This is a genomic window from Saccharomonospora xinjiangensis XJ-54, from assembly GCF_000258175.1.
In the GTDB taxonomy this organism is placed as follows: domain Bacteria; phylum Actinomycetota; class Actinomycetes; order Mycobacteriales; family Pseudonocardiaceae; genus Saccharomonospora; species Saccharomonospora xinjiangensis.
This window is the reverse complement of record NZ_JH636049.1, coordinates 1199952-1220572: the sequence shown is the minus strand read 5'-3', so window position 1 is coordinate 1220572 and position 20621 is coordinate 1199952. Positions and strand designations below refer to the sequence as shown.

General features: G+C 69.1%; 19 protein-coding genes. 12 read left to right on the top strand and 7 right to left on the bottom strand.

Annotation, left to right across the window (positions count from 1 at the left end; all coding sequences use genetic code 11):
- The first annotated feature begins 180 nt into the window (after positions 1–180).
- The 7 genes from SACXIDRAFT_RS05030 (at position 181) to SACXIDRAFT_RS05005 (ending at position 5254) form a co-directional block, all read left to right on the top strand.
- Complete coding sequence (locus SACXIDRAFT_RS05030; protein ID WP_040922472.1) at positions 181–870, top strand: F0F1 ATP synthase subunit B; 690 nt, start codon at positions 181–183, stop codon at positions 868–870.
- Positions 871–974: 104 nt separating this feature from the next.
- Positions 975–1589: a YceD family protein gene (locus SACXIDRAFT_RS05025; protein ID WP_006237410.1), complete on the top strand. Its 615-nt coding sequence runs from the start codon at positions 975–977 to the stop codon at positions 1587–1589.
- Between the two features lie 89 nt (positions 1590–1678).
- Positions 1679–1861 (top strand): 50S ribosomal protein L32, encoded by a 183-nt coding sequence (rpmF, locus tag SACXIDRAFT_RS22230; protein ID WP_006237408.1) that lies wholly within the window; start codon positions 1679–1681, stop codon positions 1859–1861.
- Between the two features lie 11 nt (positions 1862–1872).
- Complete coding sequence (gene rnc, locus SACXIDRAFT_RS05020; protein ID WP_006237407.1) at positions 1873–2637, top strand: ribonuclease III; 765 nt, start codon at positions 1873–1875, stop codon at positions 2635–2637.
- A gap of 6 nt (positions 2638–2643) precedes the next feature.
- A complete protein-coding gene (gene mutM, locus SACXIDRAFT_RS05015) occupies positions 2644–3507 on the top strand; it encodes a bifunctional DNA-formamidopyrimidine glycosylase/DNA-(apurinic or apyrimidinic site) lyase (protein WP_006237406.1) in 864 nt (287 codons plus the stop codon).
- Positions 3508–3782: 275 nt separating this feature from the next.
- Positions 3783–4106 carry a PadR family transcriptional regulator gene (locus tag SACXIDRAFT_RS05010; protein WP_006237405.1) on the top strand — a complete coding sequence of 108 codons (324 nt, stop codon included), beginning with the start codon at positions 3783–3785 and terminating at the stop codon, positions 4104–4106.
- On the top strand, positions 4103–5254 hold the full coding sequence (locus SACXIDRAFT_RS05005; protein ID WP_006237404.1) for an HAAS signaling domain-containing protein: 1152 nt from the start codon (positions 4103–4105) through the stop codon (positions 5252–5254). Before SACXIDRAFT_RS05010 ends, SACXIDRAFT_RS05005 begins: the two co-directional genes overlap by 4 nt.
- Positions 5255–5265: 11 nt before the next feature.
- Here SACXIDRAFT_RS05005 and SACXIDRAFT_RS05000 read toward each other — a convergent pair whose 3' ends face one another.
- From SACXIDRAFT_RS05000 to SACXIDRAFT_RS04990, 3 genes are all read right to left on the bottom strand, one after another.
- Positions 5266–5784: a general stress protein gene (locus SACXIDRAFT_RS05000; RefSeq protein ID WP_006237403.1), complete on the bottom strand. Its 519-nt coding sequence runs from the start codon at positions 5782–5784 to the stop codon at positions 5266–5268.
- A gap of 157 nt (positions 5785–5941) precedes the next feature.
- Positions 5942–7234 carry an ROK family protein gene (locus SACXIDRAFT_RS04995; protein WP_006237402.1) on the bottom strand — a complete coding sequence of 431 codons (1293 nt, stop codon included), beginning with the start codon at positions 7232–7234 and terminating at the stop codon, positions 5942–5944.
- 204 nt (positions 7235–7438) lie between these two features.
- Positions 7439–8152: a hypothetical protein gene (locus tag SACXIDRAFT_RS04990; protein WP_006237401.1), complete on the bottom strand. Its 714-nt coding sequence runs from the start codon at positions 8150–8152 to the stop codon at positions 7439–7441.
- A gap of 116 nt (positions 8153–8268) precedes the next feature.
- Between SACXIDRAFT_RS04990 and SACXIDRAFT_RS04985 the strand changes: the two genes are divergently transcribed.
- The 3 genes from SACXIDRAFT_RS04985 to SACXIDRAFT_RS04975 all read left to right on the top strand — a co-directional run bounded on the left by SACXIDRAFT_RS04985 (position 8269) and on the right by SACXIDRAFT_RS04975 (position 13285).
- The gene (locus SACXIDRAFT_RS04985) at positions 8269–8586 is read left to right on the top strand and encodes an acylphosphatase (RefSeq protein ID WP_006237400.1); all 318 of its coding nucleotides are present in this window, start codon (positions 8269–8271) and stop codon (positions 8584–8586) included.
- A 171-nt stretch (positions 8587–8757) separates the two neighbouring features.
- The gene (smc, locus tag SACXIDRAFT_RS04980; protein WP_006237399.1) at positions 8758–12357 is read left to right on the top strand and encodes a chromosome segregation protein SMC; all 3600 of its coding nucleotides are present in this window, start codon (positions 8758–8760) and stop codon (positions 12355–12357) included.
- A 73-nt stretch (positions 12358–12430) separates the two neighbouring features.
- On the top strand, positions 12431–13285 hold the full coding sequence (locus SACXIDRAFT_RS04975; protein WP_006237398.1) for a DUF3239 domain-containing protein: 855 nt from the start codon (positions 12431–12433) through the stop codon (positions 13283–13285).
- A 42-nt stretch (positions 13286–13327) separates the two neighbouring features.
- Here SACXIDRAFT_RS04975 and SACXIDRAFT_RS04970 read toward each other — a convergent pair whose 3' ends face one another.
- Positions 13328–13777: a MarR family winged helix-turn-helix transcriptional regulator gene (locus SACXIDRAFT_RS04970; protein ID WP_006237397.1), complete on the bottom strand. Its 450-nt coding sequence runs from the start codon at positions 13775–13777 to the stop codon at positions 13328–13330.
- A gap of 56 nt (positions 13778–13833) precedes the next feature.
- Between SACXIDRAFT_RS04970 and SACXIDRAFT_RS04965 the strand changes: the two genes are divergently transcribed.
- Positions 13834–14955 carry a GNAT family N-acetyltransferase gene (locus SACXIDRAFT_RS04965; RefSeq protein WP_006237396.1) on the top strand — a complete coding sequence of 374 codons (1122 nt, stop codon included), beginning with the start codon at positions 13834–13836 and terminating at the stop codon, positions 14953–14955.
- 75 nt (positions 14956–15030) lie between these two features.
- Here SACXIDRAFT_RS04965 and SACXIDRAFT_RS04960 read toward each other — a convergent pair whose 3' ends face one another.
- Together SACXIDRAFT_RS04960 and SACXIDRAFT_RS04955 are read right to left on the bottom strand one after the other, a co-directional pair.
- Positions 15031–16539, bottom strand: a complete 1509-nt coding sequence (locus SACXIDRAFT_RS04960) for a sodium:solute symporter (protein WP_006237395.1) — start codon at positions 16537–16539, stop codon at positions 15031–15033.
- Positions 16540–16548: 9 nt separating this feature from the next.
- Positions 16549–17754 (bottom strand): anhydro-N-acetylmuramic acid kinase, encoded by a 1206-nt coding sequence (locus SACXIDRAFT_RS04955; RefSeq protein WP_006237394.1) that lies wholly within the window; start codon positions 17752–17754, stop codon positions 16549–16551.
- A gap of 280 nt (positions 17755–18034) precedes the next feature.
- Here SACXIDRAFT_RS04955 and ftsY point away from each other — a divergent pair, with 280 nt between their 5' ends.
- Positions 18035–19513 (top strand): signal recognition particle-docking protein FtsY, encoded by a 1479-nt coding sequence (ftsY, locus tag SACXIDRAFT_RS04950; protein WP_040922046.1) that lies wholly within the window; start codon positions 18035–18037, stop codon positions 19511–19513.
- Between the two features lie 206 nt (positions 19514–19719).
- On the opposite strand, the gene SACXIDRAFT_RS04945 is transcribed toward ftsY, so the two are convergent.
- Positions 19720–20496 (bottom strand): IclR family transcriptional regulator, encoded by a 777-nt coding sequence (locus SACXIDRAFT_RS04945; protein WP_006237392.1) that lies wholly within the window; start codon positions 20494–20496, stop codon positions 19720–19722.
- Between the last annotated feature and the right edge of the window lie 125 nt (positions 20497–20621).

The window sequence follows — 20621 nt, the reverse complement described above, 5'->3', positions numbered from 1 at the left end:
ACACGGGTGCAGGAAGTGCGGACACGGGTGCAGGAACTGCGGACACGGGTGCGGCTCGGCCGGTGGGACGACCGTCGGTAGTGGACGGGACACGCCTGGCACGGTGATTGCCACCGTTCGGGCGCGTAAGGCGGCAGACTAGTGACGTCGCGTGGAATCGATGCCGCGAGGGAGTTGGCCGTGTACCGGGTTTTCGAGGCGCTCGACGAGCTCGTCACCATCGTGGAGGAGGCCCGAGGGGTCCCCATGACGTCGAGTTGCGTCGTGCCGCGTGGAGACGTGCTCGAACTGCTCGACGACATCAGGGACGCGCTTCCCGCCGAGATGGACGACGCCCAGGATGTGCTCGACCGGCGTGACGAGATCATCCGGGTCGCTCGCGACCAGGCCGAGGAAACGGTCGGCTCCGCCAATGACGAGGCGGGGCGGCTGATGGCGGAGGCCCGCGCCGAGGCCGAGCGCATCATCGCCGAAGCGCGTGAGGAGGCCGACCGGACCATCGCCGCGGGCGAAGCGGAGTACGCCGACGTCACCGAGCGCGCCAGGGCGGAGGCCGACCGCATGGTGCAGGCAGGCAGGGACGCTTACGAGCGAGCGGTGGACGACGGCAAGCGCGAGCAGGCGAGGCTGGTGTCGCAGACCGAGGTCGTGCAGGCCGCTCACAACGAGGCCGCGCGCATCGTGGACGAGGCACACGAGGAGGCCGACCGCCAGCGCGCCGACTGCGACGCCTACGTGGACAACAAGCTGGCCGAGTTCTCCGACCTGCTCGCCACCACCCTGCGCACGGTGGACTCGGGCCGCAACCACCTGCGCGGACCGCTTCCCTCCGTATCGCGCACGCCGGTCTACGACTACCAGGCACAGTGAACTCGCCGCTCGCGTACGCTTGTGGGTGAGCCGGTCCGCCGTCGAGCGCGGGCCTGCCGGATGTCAGACCCGAGTCGTGAACCCATCGCGCGAGAAAGCTCTCGATGCCTGAAGAAGACCACCGGCGAAGTGCCGCCATCCAGCGTGCCGACGCGCGCAACCCGTGGTTGTTCGACACCCACGAGTTGAGCCGCCGACCCGGTTCGAGCCTGCCCCTACGGCGTGAACTGCCGGTTTCCACGGCGCTCGGTGTTCCCGACGTCGTCGAGGTGCCGTCGGGCTCGACGGTGACCGCCGACCTGCTCCTGGAATCCGTGGTGGAAGGCGTGCTCGTCAGCGGCACCGCCGTCGCGCGGACCGAGGGCCAGTGCTCGCGCTGCCTCGACCCCGTGTCCGGCGAGGTCGAGGTGAACCTCACCGAGCTGTTCGCCTACCCGGAGTCCACCACGGAGGAGACCACCGAGGAGGACGAGGTCAGCCGGATCATCGATGACTGGATCGACCTCGAACCGATGGTCCGTGACGCCGTCGTCCTCGCCCTTCCCCTCGTGCCGTTGTGCAGCGAGGATTGCGAGGGACTGTGCTCGGTGTGCGGCGTGAAGTGGGCCGATCTCGAGCCCGGGCACGGGCATGAGACCATAGACCCTCGGTGGGCCGCGCTGGTGCAGCGCCTGGAGGACACTCCGGGTGGCGACACGGCGAACGGCTCCGACCGCTGAGCTTGCCGGGGGTAACACCCGACAGCCACCGACGTGATTGCGAAGACCGCTCGCAGACCGCGAGCAGACCTGTGTGAGGAGACCCAGCCGTGGCCGTCCCCAAGCGGAAGATGTCGCGTTCCAACACCCGCTCGCGCCGTTCGCAGTGGAAGGCGAGCCCGGTGCAGCTGGTGGCCTGCCAGAACCGCGCGTGCAGGCAGCCGAAGCCCCAGCACGTCGCCTGCCCGAACTGTGGCCAGTACGCCGGCCGTCAGGTTGTCGAGCCGGCATAAGGTCGGTCGGAATGGGGGGTAAGTCGCCAAGCGGACCGGCAGCCGATCCCGCATCCCTGCTCCAGTCGCTCGGTGTCGATCTCGATAGCGAGTTGCTGACCCTTGCCCTGACCCACCGCTCGTACGCCTACGAGAACGGGGGACTCCCGCCCAACGAGCGGCTGGAGTTCCTCGGCGACGCGGTGCTCGGCCTCGTGGTCACTGACCACCTGTACCGGCAGCATCCCGACCTGCCCGAAGGGCAGCTGGCGAAGTTGCGGGCCAGTGTGGTCAACATGCACGCGCTGGCCGGCGTCGCGAGGGCTCTCGGCGAGGGCGGGCTCGGCGCGCATCTGCTGCTCGGTAAGGGGGAGGAACTCACCGGCGGCAGGGACAAGGCGAGCATCCTGGCCGACGGCCTCGAAGCCGTCATCGGCGCGGTCTATCTCGCGCACGGCATCGAGACCGCGCGGTCGCTGGTGCACCGGCTGTTCGGCACGCTGCTCGACGAGGCGCCACGCAGGGGAGCGGGGCTCGACTGGAAGACCAGCCTTCAGGAGCTGACGGCGTCGGCGGGTCTCGGCGTGCCCGAGTACAAGGTCGCCGATACCGGCCCCGACCATCGCAAGGAGTTCAGTGCGGTGGTCATGGTGAGCGGCCGGAACCTGGGACACGGTGACGGCACCACGAAGAAAGAGGCCGAGCAGAAGGCCGCCGAGGCCGCCTGGCGTGCGCTGAACGAGGAATTGACGGCGGAGGGTTCCGCGGGGAAGCCGGCCGGGGGCCAGGCGGGGTAGCGGTTCGTGCCGGAGTTACCCGAGGTCGAGGTCGTGCGGTCTGGTCTCGAAGCTCACGTCGTCGGGCGGACGGTGGCCTCCGTGGAGGTCCTGCACCCGAGAGCGATCCGCCGCCATGTACCGGGGGAGGCCGATTTCACGGGCCGTCTCATCGGTGCCGAGATCACGGCCGTCCGGCGGCGGGGCAAGTATCTGTGGCTCGACCTGTCCGACGGCACCGCCGTGCTCGCCCACCTCGGGATGAGTGGGCAGCTGCTCGTGCAACCACCTGGCACGGCGGACGAAAGACACCTGCGAGTGCGGTTCCGGTTCGCCGACGGCGGCCCGGAACTGCGGTTCGTCGATCAACGAACCTTCGGCGGCCTTTCGCTGTGGGAGGTGGTGGAGGCCGACGGTTCGGTGGTGCCGTCGGCCATCGCTCACATCGCGCGTGATCCGATGGACCCGCTGTTCGACGTCGTCGCCGTCTCCCGGGCTCTGAGGTCGCGGCGCACCGAGGTCAAACGCGCTCTGCTGGACCAGACTCTGGTGTCCGGCATCGGCAACATCTACGCGGACGAGGCGTTGTGGCGCGTGGGGCTTCACTGGTCACGCCCGACCGATCGGCTCACCGCGGCGCAGGCCCGTGGTGTGCTCACGGCGGCGGCCGACGTGATGGCGGAGGCGCTACTCGTGGGAGGCACGTCGTTCGACGCGCTCTACGTCAACGTCAACGGCGAGTCGGGGTACTTCGTCCGCTCGCTCGACGCCTACGGCAGGGAGGGCGAGCCGTGTCGTCGGTGCGGCACGCCGATCATCCGTGAGCCGTTCATGAACCGCTCGTCGTTCAGTTGCCCGCGCTGCCAGCCGAGGCCGCGAACGCGGCGTTGAAGCCGTCCTCGTCGTCGAAGTTCACCGCGGTGACGGTGCCGTTCGCCCAGTCGCCCCGCAGGATGGCGAAGCCGACACCTGTCGCAGAACACAGCCGACGGTGAGGCGGGGCTCGCTGTGATACGGCCACATCTCGCCGGACAGGAAGTCGGCCAGGTCCTCGGCCCGCGAGCGCTCGAATCGCCGTAACTCGATCGATTCCACCGCTGTCTTAGAACAATCGTATGCGCACTACTGCGCATTGCGTGGTACTGTCTGTCGCATAGGGAGGGCCGGTGGAGACGAGCCAATTACTGAAGGGCGTACTCGACCTCGCCGTTCTGGCTGTGTTGCGGCAGGGCGACGGTTACGGCTACGACGTGCTGCGGCGTCTGCGTCAGTCCGGGCTGGACGAGGTCGGCGACGCCTCGGTGTACGGCACGCTGCGACGCCTGTACAAGGCCGGGCTGCTCACCACGTACGTCGTGGCCAGCGAGGAAGGCCCTCACCGCAAGTACTACGGACTCAACGACCTCGGCCGCGCCCGGCTCACGGAGTCGGCGACGACCTGGCGTGGTTTCGCGGCCACGATGGAGCGCCTGTTGGGAGAGGACCCATGAGCACACACACTCACCCCGTCGTACGCGCGTACCTCGCCAGGGTGCGGACAGCGCTGGCGGACCTGCCGGGGGCGGAGATCGACGAGATTGTCGATGACGTGCGTCCCCATCTCGCCGAGATCGCCGAGCGGCTCGGTGAACGCGCTGATGTCGCCGGCATGATCGCCGAACTCGGCACACCGGAAAGCTACGCCGCCGAAGTGCGGTCCACGGGCGAGTACCCGCCTCCGCCGGCAGCGGAGGAGCCTGCCCGCTCCGGGACGCCCCGCCTTGCCCTCGCGCGGGTGGCGCTGTGGGGCCTTCTGGCGAGCGTGGCCTGCGCGGCGGTGGCGGGTGCGGTGCTGGCCTCCGGCGAGTTCGACGACGACAAAGCGTTGGTGTTGGTGTTGCTGGTCGGCGCGATGGTGGCTGTCTCCGGGGGCTACCTCGTGCTGCGCGGTACGGCCACGGTGCGGGAGCTTCCGGAGCTGCGCGGACTGCTCGACGCGGGCCGGGAGGGAAACGGCGTGCCGCGCGTTGCGCGCTGCTTGAGGGCGTTGAACCCGGTGTGGTGGGTGCTGTCCGCACTGGTGCTGGGGTTGCTGGCCGTGGTCGCGGTGGTCGGTCACGGCGGTGGTGTCCTCGGGCTGGTGACGATGCTGGCCCTTGCCGGACTGGCGCTGTGGGCGGGACCGAGGTCCGCGCGTGATTACCGGATGGTGGCGGTGACGTTACCGCTGTCGGCGTTCGTGGTGGGGGTCGGCGCGGGCCTCGCCGACTACGTGATCGGGACGGCGCGGTCGTCCGCCGCCCCGTACTCGGCCCCTCCCGTTGAATACCTCAACTACACCAACGGAGGCGAACCGCTGCTGTTCTACGGGTCGGAGGAGATCGGCAACATCTACGTCTTCGACGCGAAAGGCAACCCGCTCACCGATGTCTACCTCTACACCGAGCAGGGCTCCCCGATCCGGGTTCCCCGCTACGGGTGCGAAGAATTCACGGGGGGAACGATGAGAACGGGTACGGACAATCAATTCCCGCGTCCGCGTATCGATCAGGGCGGTGTGGACGATCACGGCATCGTGAACGGCTACAACGCCTACAAACCGTTCTGTGAGGAGATCGACGGGGTGCCGTTCACGGTGGCCGTGCCGAACGGGAAATGACGCGTGGATCGCTACCAGCGCTGGCCCGACATCGCGAGCTGGGCGAGCAGGTTTCGGCCGCTCTCGGCGTTGCGGGGCTGGCACAGTACGTCGTAGCGGCGTGCGACCAGTTGGCTGTGCGACACGAAGTCACGACGCCCTCGGGTAGCCGCGTAGCCTGCCGCAGCGAAAGCCATACCGAAGACCACGCCGGAGACCAGGCCGATCACGATAGGGGCGAGCCCTGCGCCGGGGGTGAAGAAACTGAGCAGCAGCCCGACGAACAAGCCGAACCAGGCGCCGGACATCGCGCCGCTGCTCAGCACCTTGCCCCAGGTCAGCCGTGCCGCCACCCGCTCCACCAGCAGTGGTTCGACGCCCACGATGGTGACCTCCTGAACGGGGAAGTCCTTGTCGGCGAGGTGATCGACGGCACGCTGCGCCTCCTCGTAGGAGTCGTAGGACCCGATGGGCCAGCCCGTCGGCATGGTCGGTAGCTGCGGCGCCTGGGGCGTCGGAGAGAACGCCGTCCGTGAGAATGCGTGGGTCATGCTGGCTTCACCTCTGAAATGACACCTGTGGAAAGCACCTTCGGCGAGAACACTGCTGTCAACGCGTCGCTGTCCTCGACACCAGTGTCAACGCGGGGAGGGGGCGATCGGTGCCCGATCCGGCCGGATTCACAGGTCGTTCTCAGTCGGGTGGACGTCACGCGGGGGTGAGCCCTGCTCGGAAGCCGTTGCTGCCGTGCATGGCGGGGACGCCGCTGGGTGAGCCCTCGTGCAGCCACTTGCCGAAGTGGCGGACGGAGAAGAGTTCGTCGAGCACCATGTAGGCGGCGCCGACGAGGCCGCCTTCCTCGCCGAGCCGGGCCTTCTCGATGCGCAGCTCCCGCGTGGACAGCGGGAGCGAACGGCGGTAGATGGTCTCGCGGATGGTGGCGAGGAACAGATCGCCTGCTTCGGCGATCTTGCCGCCGAGCAGGATGGTGGACGGGTTGTAGAAGTTCACCATCGTGGCGAGCATGGCGCCGATGCGCCTGCCCGCGCTGACCATCAGCTGCACGGCGTGGTGGTCGCCCGCGCTCGCCGCCGCGGTGACGTCGGCGGCGGTGACGGTGCCCTTCGCCGACAGGACGGCGGCGAGGGCGGGGCTTTCGCCGGAGCGGGCCAGCCGTTCGCCGTCCCTGGCGAGTGCCGCACCCCCGGCCACCGCTTCGAGGCACCCGGTCTTGCCGCACCGGCACACCACGGAGTTGTCGTCGGACACGGCGGCGTGGCCGATGTCGCCCGCGCATCCCTGCGCGCCGCGGTGGAGCTGCCCGCCGTGGCTGATACCCGCCCCGATACCGGTGCCGATCTTGACGTAGAGCAGGTCGCCTGGCTCTCCGGGGAGCCCTGGAGTGCGTAGTTCGCCGAGGCATAGAAGGTTGACCTCGTTATCGACCCAGACGGGCGCGTCGTAGCGGGCGACGAGTCGCTGCCTGACGGGGTAGTTGTTCCAACCCGGCATGATCGGGGGTTCCGAGGGGCGGGCGGTGGCGAACTCCACCGGCCCCGGCAGGCCGAGCCCGACACCCCACACGTCGGATCTGTCACCACCGAGATCGGCCAGCAGGGCGTCGAGGGCCGACTCGACCTCGGCCAGCACAGGATCGGGGCCCTGCGCGATGTCGCAGTCCTTGTGCGTCATGGCGAGCACCGTGCCCAGGAGATCGGTGACGCCTGCGGTGAAGCCGGTGGCCCCGAGCTCCGCGGTGAGGATGCGTCCCGCGTCCTTGCGGAACCGCAGGGTGCGCGCCTGGCGGCCACCCGTTGAGGGGTTGAGGTCGCCTTCCTCCAGCAGACCCGCGTCGAGGAGCGTGGTGGTGCGCTGGGTGATAGCGGTCCGTCCGAGTCCGGTTCGCTGGCTCAGCGCGGGCCGGGTGTCGGCCACGCCGCTGCGGACGAGGTCGAGCAGGCGTGTGTAGCTTTCCAGCAGCTCGGGACTGGGCTCATCCACCGCTGACCCCCTTTTGTCTGAGTTTCGCCATCATATCGTTGAAAGCGCAAAACTTCTGTTTGGTTCAGACGTTAGAGGGTGGATCAAAAGCCTAAGGCAGGGGTTGTGCCGCTCATCTGAGCGACGAAGGCCAGGACTGCGACCGTGACGAGGAGTTGACTGCGCCGTTCGGGTCGGTGCCGGGTGCCGCTGCGACTTCTCCTCTCAGGGAGTCGTCGTGGCGGTGCCGGTCTGTTCGAGCGAGGAACTCGTGGACCGGGGCTCGCTGGTGACGTCCGCGCCGTCCGACGTCGTCATGGAGGTGGGAGCGGCGGTGCCGGACGGTGAGGCTCCGCCACCACCGCCGTCTCCCTCCCCATCACCGGGGCCGTCATCCGTGGACGTCGTGGGTGACTGTGAGGAGGAAGGTGTCTCGGACGGGGACGAACTCGGTGGCGTGGAGGTCTTGGGCGGATCCGAGGGCTGCGGGCCTGGCTGGTTCGTGGGCTCCCTGCCACTGCCGTCGTCGTCCCCGCCGCCATTGCCCGAGGAGCTGCGGGTAGGCGGATCGGACGGCGTGTGGACCGAGGTGTGCCGGTTGCCGTTCTCGTCGGTGGTGACGATCGTGGTCGGTGTGCTGGACGACGTGGGCAGCTCGCCGGTGACGGCCACCCCGTCGATTACGACCGTGGTGTCGGCTGGCACGGCCTCTCCCGGCACGAGCTGCGTCGGTCCGCCCCCTCCGGTGGAGCGACCGGTCTGCGTTGTCTGCTGGTCGGAGGTGACCGGCTGGATGATCTGCGCGACCGCGGCGAACGCCGTGCACAGCGCGAGACCGCTGGCGGCGAGGGCGAGGTAACCGGTGCGGTGCAGCCGCCCTGCGAACTCGCGGGGCGGCGCGACCTCGTCGCGAGGCGGCTGCCCTGGCGAGGTGGTCATGCGGCTCCTTCGGACATGCTTCGTGGGCCCCCGAGTGTTCGCGCGGCACAGTATCACCGGCGCGAAAACGGTCGCGACCGCACTCACTCGTGCGAGGCGGTCGGCCGCACGCGGTCATGCTGCGGCACGATGGGGGCGTGGCTGACGAGGCTGACGCAACCGAGCTCGCCCGGTTGACGGCATGGGTGCACGGCATGGTGCAGGGCGTGGGTTTCCGCTGGTGGACGCGGAGCCGCGCACTGGAACTGGGACTCGTGGGCAGGGCGACGAACCTCGTGGACGGCAGGGTCGAGGTGGTCGCCGAGGGCCCGAAGGCGGCGTGTGACCGCCTGCTGACACTCCTGCGCTCCGGGGAGACGCCCGGCCGTGTGGATCACGTTGCGGAGCTGTGGTCACCGCCGCGCGGCGGGCTGTCCGGTTTCGTGGAACGCTGACCCGGCCCGGTCGTCCACCGCTCGGAGCGGGAGGCCAGCCACGCCGAAGCCCGCCTACCACGAGCAGGAGCAGCTCGCCGGTAGCATCAACCGACCGGGCAGTGTGACCGACGTGAACACTGCCAGGGGACACCGGACGAGGACGATCGGTACGGGAAGGGTCTACGCCGCGTGCACCTGAAAAGCTTGACGCTCAAAGGCTTCAAGTCCTTCGCGTCGGCGACCACCCTGCGCTTCGAACCGGGGATCACCTGCGTCGTCGGTCCCAACGGTTCCGGTAAGTCGAACGTGCTGGACGCGCTGCGGTGGGTCATGGGCACGCAGGGCGCCAAGGATCTGCGGGGCGGCAAGATGGAGGACGTCATCTTCGCCGGTACCTCGGGGCGCGCCCCGCTCGGCCGCGCCGAGGTCACGCTCACCATCGACAACGCTGACGGCGCGTTGCCCATCGAGTACACCGAGGTGTCGATCACGCGCCGCATGTTCCGCGACGGCGCCAGCGAGTACGAGATCAACGGCAGCACGTGCAGGCTGCTCGACATCCAGGAGCTGCTGTCCGACTCCGGCATCGGGCGCGAGATGCACGTGATCGTGGGGCAGGGCCAGCTCGCGGAGATACTCCAGGCCAAACCCGAGGAGCGTCGTGCCTTCATCGAGGAGGCCGCCGGTGTGCTGAAGCACCGCAAGCGCAAGGAGAAGGCGCTGCGCAAGCTCACCGCGATGCAGGCCAACCTCGACCGCCTGAACGACCTCACCGCCGAACTGCGCCGCCAGCTCAAGCCGCTCGGCAAGCAGGCCGAGATCGCCCGCCGCGCCCAGGTGGTGCAGTCGGAGCTGCGGGACGCGAAGCTGCGGCTCTACGCCGACGACCTCGTCACCATGCGCAACGAGATCGAGCGGGACGAGGCCGACGAGAGGGCGGCCCGCGCTCGCAGGGCCGAGGTGGAACAGACGTTGGAGCTGGCCGCCTCGGAGCAGGCGGAGCTAGAGGCCGCGCTCGCCGAGGACGCGCCGAAGCTGAAGGCCGCGCAGGACACCTGGTACACGCTGTCGGCGCTGGCCGAGCGGCTTCGCGGCACGGTGCGGCTGGCTGCCGAACGCAAGCGGCACCTCTCGGCCGACGTGGACACCGGTGGGAAGGGCAGGGACCCCGAGGAACTGCTCGCCGAGGCCGAGCGGGTGGCTGAGCGCGAGGAGGAACTCGCGGAGGCGGTGTCGCAGGCCCGTGCCGTGCTCGCCGAGGCGGTGGAACGCCGCGAGCATCTCGAACAGGTCGTGCAGGCCGCCGAGCGGGCTCACCTCGCCGCAGTGCGGGCCATCGCCGACCGCAGGGAGGGCATCGCGAAGCTGTCCGGCCAGGTCGAGGCGCTGCGCAGCAAGAGCACGGCCACGGCCGAGGAGATCGACCGGCTGAGCAGTGGCATCGACGACGCCGTCGCCCGCGCGGAGGCGGCCGTGGAGAGTCTGGAGGAGGCCCGCGCCGAGGGCGGCGTGGAGGACTCCGACGACGAAAGCCTGCGGCAGCGTCACGAGCGGGCGGTGGAGGCCGAGAAGTCCGCGAGGGTCCGCGTCGAGGAACTCGTGAAGGCCGAACGCGCCGCCGAGCGTGACATCGCCTCGGAGAAGGCTCGGGTCGATGCGCTGTCGATGGGCCTCGCGCGCAAGGACGGCGCGGGCGCGCTGCTCGGAGCTGCCGACGACATTCCAGGACTGCTGGGGTCGGTGGCCGCACTGCTCACCGTGGACGCCGGATACGAGGTGGCGCTGGCCGCCGCGCTCGGGCCCGTGGCCGATGCCGTCGCGGTGGCGCAGGGGGACAACGCCGTCGCCGCGCTCCGCTACCTCAAGGACAACGACGCGGGACGCGCGGGATTGCTCGTGGGAGGGCCTTCACGCGGCGGTGACCCCGAGGGCTGGCCTGCCCTGCCGGACGGGGCCCGCTGGGCTCGCGAGGTGGTCGCAGCACCCGAGGCCCTGCGACCGGCCGTGGAGAAGGCGCTGGAGCGCGTGGCCGTGGTGTCGTCGCTCGACGACGCCCGCGCGCTCGTGACGACCCACCCTGATGTCACGGCCGTCACCGGTGACGGCGACGTGCTGGGCGCACACTGGGCGACGGGTGGCTCCGCAAGGGACGAGAGCGTCATCGAGGTGCAGGCCGCCGTTGACGAGGCGCAGGATCGGCTCGTGGCAGCCGAACGCGCACTCCAGCGCACGGCGGCGGCGCTGGAAGGCGCCCGCGCCGAGCAGCGCGACCGCAGGGCCGAGCTCGAACAGGCCAAGGAGGCGGTCAACGAGGCGAGAGTGCGCAAGGCTCGCTCCACCGAACGCCTTTCGAGCCTGGAGAAGGCCGCCCGTTCCGCGCAGGCGGAGGTCGAGCGGTTGAGCGCCCAGCGCGCCAAGGTGGAGAGCACCCGCGACGACGTTCTCGCGCAGCTCGCCGAGCTGGAGGACCGGCTCGCCGCTGTCGCCGAGCAGCCGGTGGACGAGGACCTCGACACCACCGAGCGCGACGAGGCCGCCGAGGCGCTCGCGGAGGTGCGGCAGGAGGAGATGGAAGCCCGGCTCGCCCTGCGCACCGCCGAGGAGCGCGCCAGGAGCATCGCGGGCAAGGCCGACTCGCTACGTCGCGCGGCCGAGGTGGAGCGCCAGGCGCGGGAGCGGGCCGAGAGGGCGCGCGTCGCCCGCGAGCGCGGAGCGGCCATCGCCACCGCCGTCGTGGAGGGCGGCGAGGTCGCGCTCGACCGCATCGAGACGTCGTTGCAGCGCGCCGCAGCGGAGCGCGACGCCGTCGCTGCCCGCCGCGAACACACCGAGCAGGCGTTGAACCAGGTGCGCAACAGGGTGCGCGAGCTGACGGTGGAGCTGGAGAAACTCACCGACGCCGTGCACCGCGACGAGGTGCTCCGGGCCGAGCAGCGGCTGCGGCTGGAGCAGCTGGAGACCAGGATCACCGAGGAGTTCGGGATCGCGCTCGACGACCTGGTCGCCGAGTACGGGCCTGACGTGCCCGTGCCGCCGGGGCCTGGCGAGGTTGCCGAGTACGAAGCGGCCAAGGATCGCGGAGAGACGGTGATGGAACCCCAGCCCATCCCGTACGACCGCGAAACGCAGTCGCGGCGCGCCAAACGCGCAGAACGTGACCTCGCCCAGCTCGGCAAGGTCAATCCGCTGGCGCTGGAGGAGTTCGCCGCGCTGGAGGAACGCTACAAGTTCCTGTCAACGCAGCTCGAAGACCTCAAGGACACCCGCAAGGATCTGCTCACCGTCGTCAAGGAGGTCGATGACAAGATCCTGGAGGTCTTCACCGACGCCTACCACGACGTGGCGCGCGAGTTCGAGACGGTGTTCTCCGTGCTGTTCCCCGGCGGGGAGGGCCGCATGGTGCTCACCGAGCCCGGCGACATGCTCACCACGGGCGTCGATGTGGAGGCGCGGCCTCCCGGCAAGAAGGTCAAACGGCTGTCCCTGCTGTCCGGTGGCGAGAAGTCGCTCGTCGCGGTGGCGATGCTCGTGGCCATCTTCCGCGCGCGGCCCTCGCCGTTCTACGTCATGGACGAGGTCGAGGCCGCGCTCGACGACACCAACATGCGCAGGCTCATCGGACTACTCGAACAGCTGAGGGAGAGCTCCCAGCTGATCATCATCACGCACCAGAAGCCGACCATGGAGATCGCGGACGCGCTGTACGGCGTGAGCATGCAGGGCGACGGCATCACCAAGGTCATCTCGCAGCGGCTGCGCGCACCCGACGCCGTCGAGCAGCCCGCGTAGTGCGCACGGCGTGAGTGCTGTGAGCTGATCGGCTCGCCCGAAGGGGTTCGGCAGGGCGGGTTGGTCTGCGACGATGCCTCGCATGATCGAGCAGACCGAGCAGACCGAGCAGACCGAGCAGGCAGCGCACGGCTGGCCGACGGGTGACCCTCGCCGGTTCTTCGACGTCCCGATCGATGCGTCCCACCTGCGGGCCAGTACCCCGAACGGCTACCGGCGCGCGTGGCGGCTCGCGACCGGTTTCGTGGTCGGCGGTGGGCTGTTCGCGCTCGGACTCTGGGCCATCGCCTCCGGTATGAGAGCTGCGGGAACCTCGTGGGTTTCGCTGATCTCCGGTGTCGCCGGTGTTCTGGCGGGCCTTGGCCTTGTCCTGCGCGGCCTGCTCACCAGCGGCGCCGCCAAGCCGTACCGCGGCGGGCCGATCGTGCCCGGCATGGTGGTGGAGCACGCCGACGCCGACGTCGAACTGCTCGTACTGGCGGACACCTCGCGCGACCCCGCCGCGCCGCCAGCCTTCGCCTACCGGCTGGTGAGTTTCACCGCGAGGGAGGGCACCCGGTACGTCCCCGGCCGGCCTGTCCCGTGTGTGGCGCACAACTTCGTGGCGCCACCGTGGAGCGGGAGGTGGTGGAGTTTCGACGCCTCACCCGTCGAGTGGGCGTCACCGGATGCCGGTGTCGTTGACGCGGCAGGCCGGGCGATCCCTCGGGCGGAATGGGACCTGTTGCTGGCCGGTGCGCGGCGGGTCGCGGAGATCCGGCGTCGGGCAGGGCGAATCGGCAGGGTCGCCGACACCGACGTCGCGGAGTCGTTGCGCCGCCCGCCGACCCGGCTGGGAGTGCCTGTGGAGTGGCAGGACGACGGCAGGGCGAGGTTCGTCGGCTCGGTCGGTCACAGCAGGGACAGCGCCGCACCGTCGGGCGGCTGAACGCGCCGGAACGAGGGTGCCGTGCGTCGTCGCCTCTCAGGTTCAGTCGGGGAGATCGGCGATGCGGGTGGACAGGTGCCGAAGGGTGGTGAGTTCGGCAGGGGTGAGGTGATCGATGAAGCGCGCACGGACCGATTCGAGGTGGGCGGGGGCGGCGCGCTCCAGGACAGCGAAGCCCTCGTCGGTCAAATGCAGTACACACCCCCGCGCATCGCTCGGATCGGGCTCACGCTCGACGAGCCCTCGTTGTTCCATGCGGGCGGTGTGGTGGGAAAGACGGCTACGGGACCACGCCATTTTGGCCGCGAGGTCCTTCAGCGCCCATCGCCGGTTCGCCGCCTCTGACAGCGTGCTCAGCACCTCGTAGTCGGCCGGGGACAGACCTGAGTCCTCGGCGAGGTCCCGAGCTAGCCGGGCGGGCAGCAAGGTGAGCATCCGCCGGAAGGCCCGCCAGGCGTGCTCCTCGTTCTCGTTCAACCATCTCGTCGCCACACCGGCATCCTAGCAATCCATTGACATATCAATGAAATGATGTCAATGTCTGTGACATGTCAAAGACATTGGGTTCGGCCCGTATCCGGGTCATGGTCATCATCGCCAGTACCCGGCCTGGCCGTCTCGGTCCCGCGGTGGCGGACTGGTTCGTGGACGTCAGCCGCGAGTCCGCGGAACACGCGAATGCCGTCCTCGACGTCGCTGATCTCGCGGAGGTGGGCCTGCCGCTGCTCGACGAGCCCGAACATCCGTCGAGCGGCAGGTATGTTCACGAGCACACCAAAGCTTGGAGCAGGCGGGTGGCAGCGGCGGACGCTTTCGTCGTGGTCACGCCGGAGTACAACTACGCGATGCCCGCCGCTCTCAAGAACGCCATCGACTTCCTCTACCAGGAGTGGGCGTGGAAGCCCGTCGGGTTCGTCAGTTACGGCAACACGTCGGCCGGAACTCGCGGGGTGCAGATGACCAAGCAGGTCGTCACCACCCTCAAGATGGTTCCCATCGGCGCGACCGTCGCCCTGCGCATCGCCGACAGCGTCGAGAACGGGATCGTCCGAGCGAACGAGTCTGCCGTCGAATCAGCGCGTGATGTCATGCTGGAAGTGACCAGGGTGGCCGAAGCGCTGCGTCCGCTGCGAGAGCAGGGAACCGGGGCTGATCTGCCCGATCCCCAGCCTTCTTCGGACGTGCGAGCTTCCACGACGATCGGCGAACCGCCGGTCCCTGGGCTTGTTCTGGCCGCCATGCGCGACAGTGATTGGGCGGAGTTGCTCGTCCTCCAGCGATGCTGCTGGGTTCAGGAGGCCCTCTCGAACGACACCCTGGATCTCCCCGCGCTTCACGAAACCGTTGCGGATGTGGCCGCCTGGGACCGGACCTGGCAGGTGTGGTGTGTCCGCAGAGAAGGGCGACTCGTCGCGGCGGTCAGGGCACGGGCCGAGGGAACCGTGTGGGAGATCGGCAGGCTGATGGTGGCTCCCGATCTGGCTGGCCAAGGCATCGGACGGTGGCTTCTGGACTACGCGGAGCGGCAGGCGCCGCAGAGGACAACGACATGGTCTGTGTTCACCGGGCAGCGCAGCGATCGCAATATCGCCCTCTACAAGAGCGTCGGCTACACCGTCACGCGCGGACCGGCCCCGGAGGGAGCAGTCGCACTGACCAAGAGTGCGTGAGTGGGGCTGAGGGACGGAGCTGGGTGGTGTCCACGGTGAGCAGCGGGCTGCTTTCCATGGACACCACCCTTGACGTCAGGCCGTTTCCTTCACCCGCTCCAGCTCGTCGGGTCCGGCCGCCGCGGGGTGGCGCAGCGACAGCAGACCGCCCACCACGAGGGTCACGATGACGCCGAGCGGCACGTACCACGGGAAGGCCAGGCTCTTCTCCTCACCATCGACGGTGAACGTCACGCCGAGGATGAACACGGCGGCCACGACGATCGTGCAGGCGAACGCGATGATCGCGTCGGACTGGCGGGCCCGCTTGACGAGGATGCCGAGCGCGAACGCGCCGAGCAGCGCGCCGTAGGTGTAGCTGGCGATGCTCAGGCCGACCTCGACCACCGGCTGATCGGTGCTCGTGAACATCGACGCGAACACGACGAACACGCCTGCCCAGATGAGCGTCCACAGCTTCGCCTGCTTCAACACCACCGCGTCCGGCAGTTCCTTCTTCGTGATCCGCTGGTAGATGTCGCTGACCGTGGACGTCGAGAGCGAGTTCAGCGACGACGAGATGGTGCTCATCGCCGCGGCGAGGATGCCCGCGATCAGCAGACCCGACAGCCCGGAAGGCAGTTGCTCCACGATGAACTTCGGGAACAGCTCGTCGTTGGCCTGCAAGCCCATCGACGCCGGGTCGGCACCGTCGTAGAACGACCACAGCATGGCGCCGACGAGCAGGAACAGCGCGAACTGGAAGAACACCACCACACCGCTGGCGATCACGGCCTTCTGGCTGTCGCGCACGTTCTTGCACGCCAGCAGGCGCTGGACCATGAGCTGGTCGGAGCCGTGCGACGCCATCGCGAACAGCGCACCACCCACGACGGCGGTGATGAAGGCGTACGGGTTGGTGACGATGTTTGACGAGAAGTCGAAGAACTGGAGTTTGCCCTGGTCGCCGAGCGAGCCGAACCAGCCGTCGGGCAGCTTGCCCGCGAGCACGAACACCGCCGCGACGGCACCGAGGACATAGATGCTCATCTGCACGACATCGACCCAGATGACGGCCTTGATGCCGCCGAGATACGTGTAGACGACGGCCATGACGGCGATGGCCGCGATGATCATCCAGTAGGAGACGTCGAGTCCGAGCGCGTCGAGCACCATCTTGACCGGGATGGCGGTGGCGAACAGCCGCACACCGTCGGCGAGCAGCCGGGTGACGAGGAAGGTCACCGACGCGGTGCCCTGCATGCCCTTGCCGAACCGCTTGCCGAGGAAACCGTAGGCGCTGACGAGGTCACCCGCGTAGTAGCGGGGCAGCAGCACGAACGCCACCAGGATGCGGCCGATGAGGTAACCGATCGCGAGCTGGAGGTAGGTGATGTTGCCGAGGTAGGCGACCGTCGGCACGCTGATCACCGTCAGCGTCGAGGTCTCCGTGGCGACGACGGAGAACGTCACCGCCCACCACGGCACCTGCCTGCTGCCGACGAAGTAGTCGGACGAGGATTTCTGTTTGCCGCCGAGCAGAACGCCCAGCAGCGGCGACCCGATCAGAAATATCGCGATGATCGCGAGATCCAGTGCGCGCATGGCTGTCTCCTACGGTGTTTCGAGGGGTGTGACCCGCAGTCGGGTCACGGGCTGCGGGTGCGGTGCCGACAGTGTCATCGGACCTGCTCCGGGCGTGATGGCGCCGAGGATGCGCGGTCCTGCCGAGCCTGTCGCGCTCGGCACGTTGGCGGGGATTCCGTTCCAGGTCAGCCAACCGATCAGCGCGGTGAGATACGCCTCTTTGGCGTCGGAGGGCAGACCGTTCTCGTCGCTGGGCACCACGGTCATTCTGGTGCGCAGCGCGGCCACGAGAGCGGGGTTACGCAGCCCTCCTCCTGACGCCACAACGCGGGTCACACCGTGGCGCAGGCACTCGGCGGCCACCGTGGCCGCGGTCAGTTCGGTGAGCGTGGCGAGCAGGTCGGGGCCGTCGATCGGCGGCAGACCCTCGGTGGCCTGCCGGAGGTAGGCGGCGTGGAAATACTCCTTGCCGGTTGACTTCGGGGGGTCTGCGGCATAGTACGGATCGGCCAGCAGCCGGGACAGCAGGTCCTGCCTCACCGTTCCCCGCGAGGCGAGTGCCCCGTCGAGGTCGCTGTGCTGGGCTCCGGCCGTCACCTCGGCTGCGGCGATGTCGAGCAGTGCGTTGCCGGGACCGGTGTCGTAGGCGAGGACGGAGCCGTCAGGGTGGACCACGGTGAGGTTCGCGATCCCGCCGATGTTGAGGGCACCGACGGGCTTGCTCTCACGTTCGGCTGTCGAGCGCAACCACAGCGCGTCGAGCGTGCTGGCCAGCGGTGCGCCGTGACCGCCTGCCGCGACGTCGCGCACCCGAAGGTCGGCCACGACGGGAAGCCCGGTGCGTTCGGCGATCCACGCGGGCTGCCCGATCTGCAGTGTGCCTTCGGCTCTGCCCTGTTCGATCCAGTGGAACACGGTCTGGCCGAGCGAGGCGACGAGGTCGGCCCGGCCGCCCGCGACCTCGGCGACGGCCGTGGCCGCCGCGTCGGCGAACGCCTGGCCGACACGGGTGTCGAGCTTGGTGAGTTCCTCGGCGCTGCACCCCGAGGGAGGCAGCGCGGCGAGGATGTCGCGCCGCAGCCGCTCCGGGTAAGGCACTTCGCGGTGGCCGAGCGGGGTCAGGGTGAGTTCGTCGCCGACGGCGCGAAGGGAGGCGACGGCGACGTCGATGCCGTCCACCGACGTTCCGGAGAGGAGCCCGACGACGCGGAGCTCGGACGTGCTTACTACCACGGTGGTGGTCTAGTCCACGGGAGGCCAGGAAGCAAGACGTCCCGTGAAGGATTGTCCAAAAAGATGCCACAAAGGTTGTGTTCTGACCAACAGTCGGTGGTAGGACGGCGAAATGATGAGCCTTGCGCCATCGAGTGGCAACGCTGAGTGGCGCTGCGCCGACGCGACTTTCGCTCGTTCGAGGCGTCCGGCCTCACCCTGCGATGGCGGTCTGTGACGGTCGAGGTGCCGGTGGCAGCGGCGCGGGGGTGTCCTGCTCCCGGGCTCGCAGGGTGGGAGGATGGCAGTCGTGCCGAATACCTGGTTGTGGATCATCGTCATCGCGGCCGTCGTGCTCGTGGTCGCACTGGTGGCCGGGCTGACGATCGCGCGAAAGCGCAGGATCAGCCTGGAGCGCCGCAGGGAAGAGGAACGCCCCAAGGGGGGCGGCTATCAGGCAGGCGGTGGCATCGCGCTGGCGCCGGGTGGCGAGAAGAAACCCGCGCCTCCCGTGCACCCGGTCTCCGAGCGGACCGAGACCGACGGTGAACCCGGCGTGGGTGAGGACGCTGCCGTCCCCAGGGACGCGCCACGACGGGACATCGTCGATGTGCGCCTTCCCGAGGAGACGCGCCAGACGCGCGAGGAGGTGCCACACCCCCGGCCGGAACCCGGTCTCCCCGTAGCCGAGCCGGAGACGGACACGACGGCACCGGCGACGACCGAGCCCGAGGTCGCCGAGCCCGAGGCTCCTGTCACGCCACCGGAGGCCGAACCGGCCGAACCGGCCGCCCCGGCGGAACCAGCGGAATCGGTCGCGTCTGCCGCCGAGCCGAAGGAAGAGGTCGCGCCTGCGGCGGGGCGCATCGAGCGCCTCCGAGGAAGGCTGTCGAAGTCGCGGTCCGCGCTCGGCCAGAGCCTGCTCGGCCTGCTCGGCGCAGGGGACCTGGACGAGGACTCGTGGCAGGACGTCGAGGACACGTTGCTGATCGCCGACCTCGGTGCCGCGACCACCACGGAGATCGTGGAGACCCTGCGGTCGGAGCTGTCGGCACGTGGAGTGCGCACGCCGGAGCAGGCTCGCGCGCTGCTGCGGGAAGTGCTTGTGAACGCGCTCGGCCCCGACTCGGACCGCGCCGTGCGTGCCTTGCCGCACACCGTTGACGGCGCGAAGCAGCCCGCGGTCGTTCTCGTGGCAGGGGTCAACGGCACCGGCAAGACCACCACCACGGGCAAACTCGCGCGCGTGCTCGTCGCCCAGGACCACAAGGTGGTACTCGGCGCGGCCGACACGTTCCGCGCCGCTGCCGCCGAGCAGCTTCAGACCTGGTCGGAGCGCGTTGGCGCCGAGGTGGTGCGAGGCAAGGAGGGCGCCGATCCCGCGTCGGTGGCGTTCGACGCGGTCAAGCGAGGCATCGACAGCGGCGTTGACGCCGTGCTCATCGACACCGCGGGCAGGCTGCACACCAAGACCGGGCTGATGGATGAACTCGGCAAGGTCAAGCGCGTGGTCGAGAAGCAGGCCAAGGTGGACGAGGTCCTCCTCGTCCTCGACGCCACGACGGGGCAGAACGGCCTCGCGCAGGCCAGGGTGTTCTCCGAGGTCGTCGAGGTCACCGGCATCGTGCTCACCAAGCTGGACGGCACGGCCAAGGGCGGCATCGTGTTCCAGGTGCAGCGCGAACTCGGTGTGCCCGTGAAGCTGGTCGGCCTCGGTGAGGGGCCTGACGACCTCGCCCCGTTCGAGCCTGAGGCGTTCGTGGACGCCCTGCTGGCATAACCGGGAACAGCGCAAACGCAAGGCCACCGTCCCGCGAGTTGCCTTCGGGGCGGTGGCCTCGTCGTCTCAGTTCATCCAGCGTCTCAGTTCATCCAGCGTGGCTCCGCGCCAGGAGTTCGCGCTCTGACGTTGCCGGTGGACCTGCCCGACAGGTCAGGGCCGTGGCGTGGCGCAGTAGACGATCGAGTCGCCCTGTGGGGTTTTCCTCACTCGTCGGCTTGTCTCGCGGCGAGTTGCTCCGACAGCCGCTTCGCGGTGCGCTGCACGGCGGGGGCGATGACCCGCATCGCCTCGTCGGTCAGCCTGCCCTCCGGACCCGACACCGACACGGCGGTGGGCACGGGGGCGCAGGGCACGGCCACCGCGACACAACGCACGCCCAGCTCCTGCTCGCTGGAGTCGAGCGAGTAACCCTGTTCCGTGATCTCTCCGAGGTGCTGGAGGAAGCCCTCGACGTCGGTGTGCGTGTGCTCGGTGTAGGCGGGCATACCGGTGCGGTCTAGTAGCGCCCTCACCTCGCCGGTGTCGAGGGTGGCCAGCATGGCTTTGCCGACGCCGGTGCCGTGGGGCAGGAGCCTGCGCCCGACCTCGGTGAACATGCGCATCGAGTGCCTGCGGGAAGCGACCTGCGACACGTAGACGACCTCGTCGCGTTCGAGCACGGCGAGGTTGGCTGTCTCGCCGACCTCGTCAACGAGTTCGGCGAGCAGCGGCCTCGCCCACGTGCCGAACTGGAGGCTCGCGTTCTCGCCGAGCCGGATGAGCCGCGCGCCGAGGGCGTAGCGGCGGTTGGCGTTCTGCCGCACGTACCCGAGCGTGACCAGCGTGCGGATCAACCGGTGGATCGTGGGCATCGGCAGTCCCGACGAGGCCGCCAGCTCCGAGAGGCTCGCCTCCCCTCCGGTGTCGGCGAGCCTCTCCAGCAGCTCGAACGCACGCTGGAGCGACTGAACGCCCCCGTTGCTCGCTCTGGCTGTCGCCACCGGGGTGACTCCTCTCGCGTTGAGGTTCCGCAATGTAGAAACTATAGTCCGAGATACAGAAGATCTTGACCGTGGTGACTGTTCTGCAGTTCGCGTGTCCTCCGGGTATGGATGTTTGGGGTGTT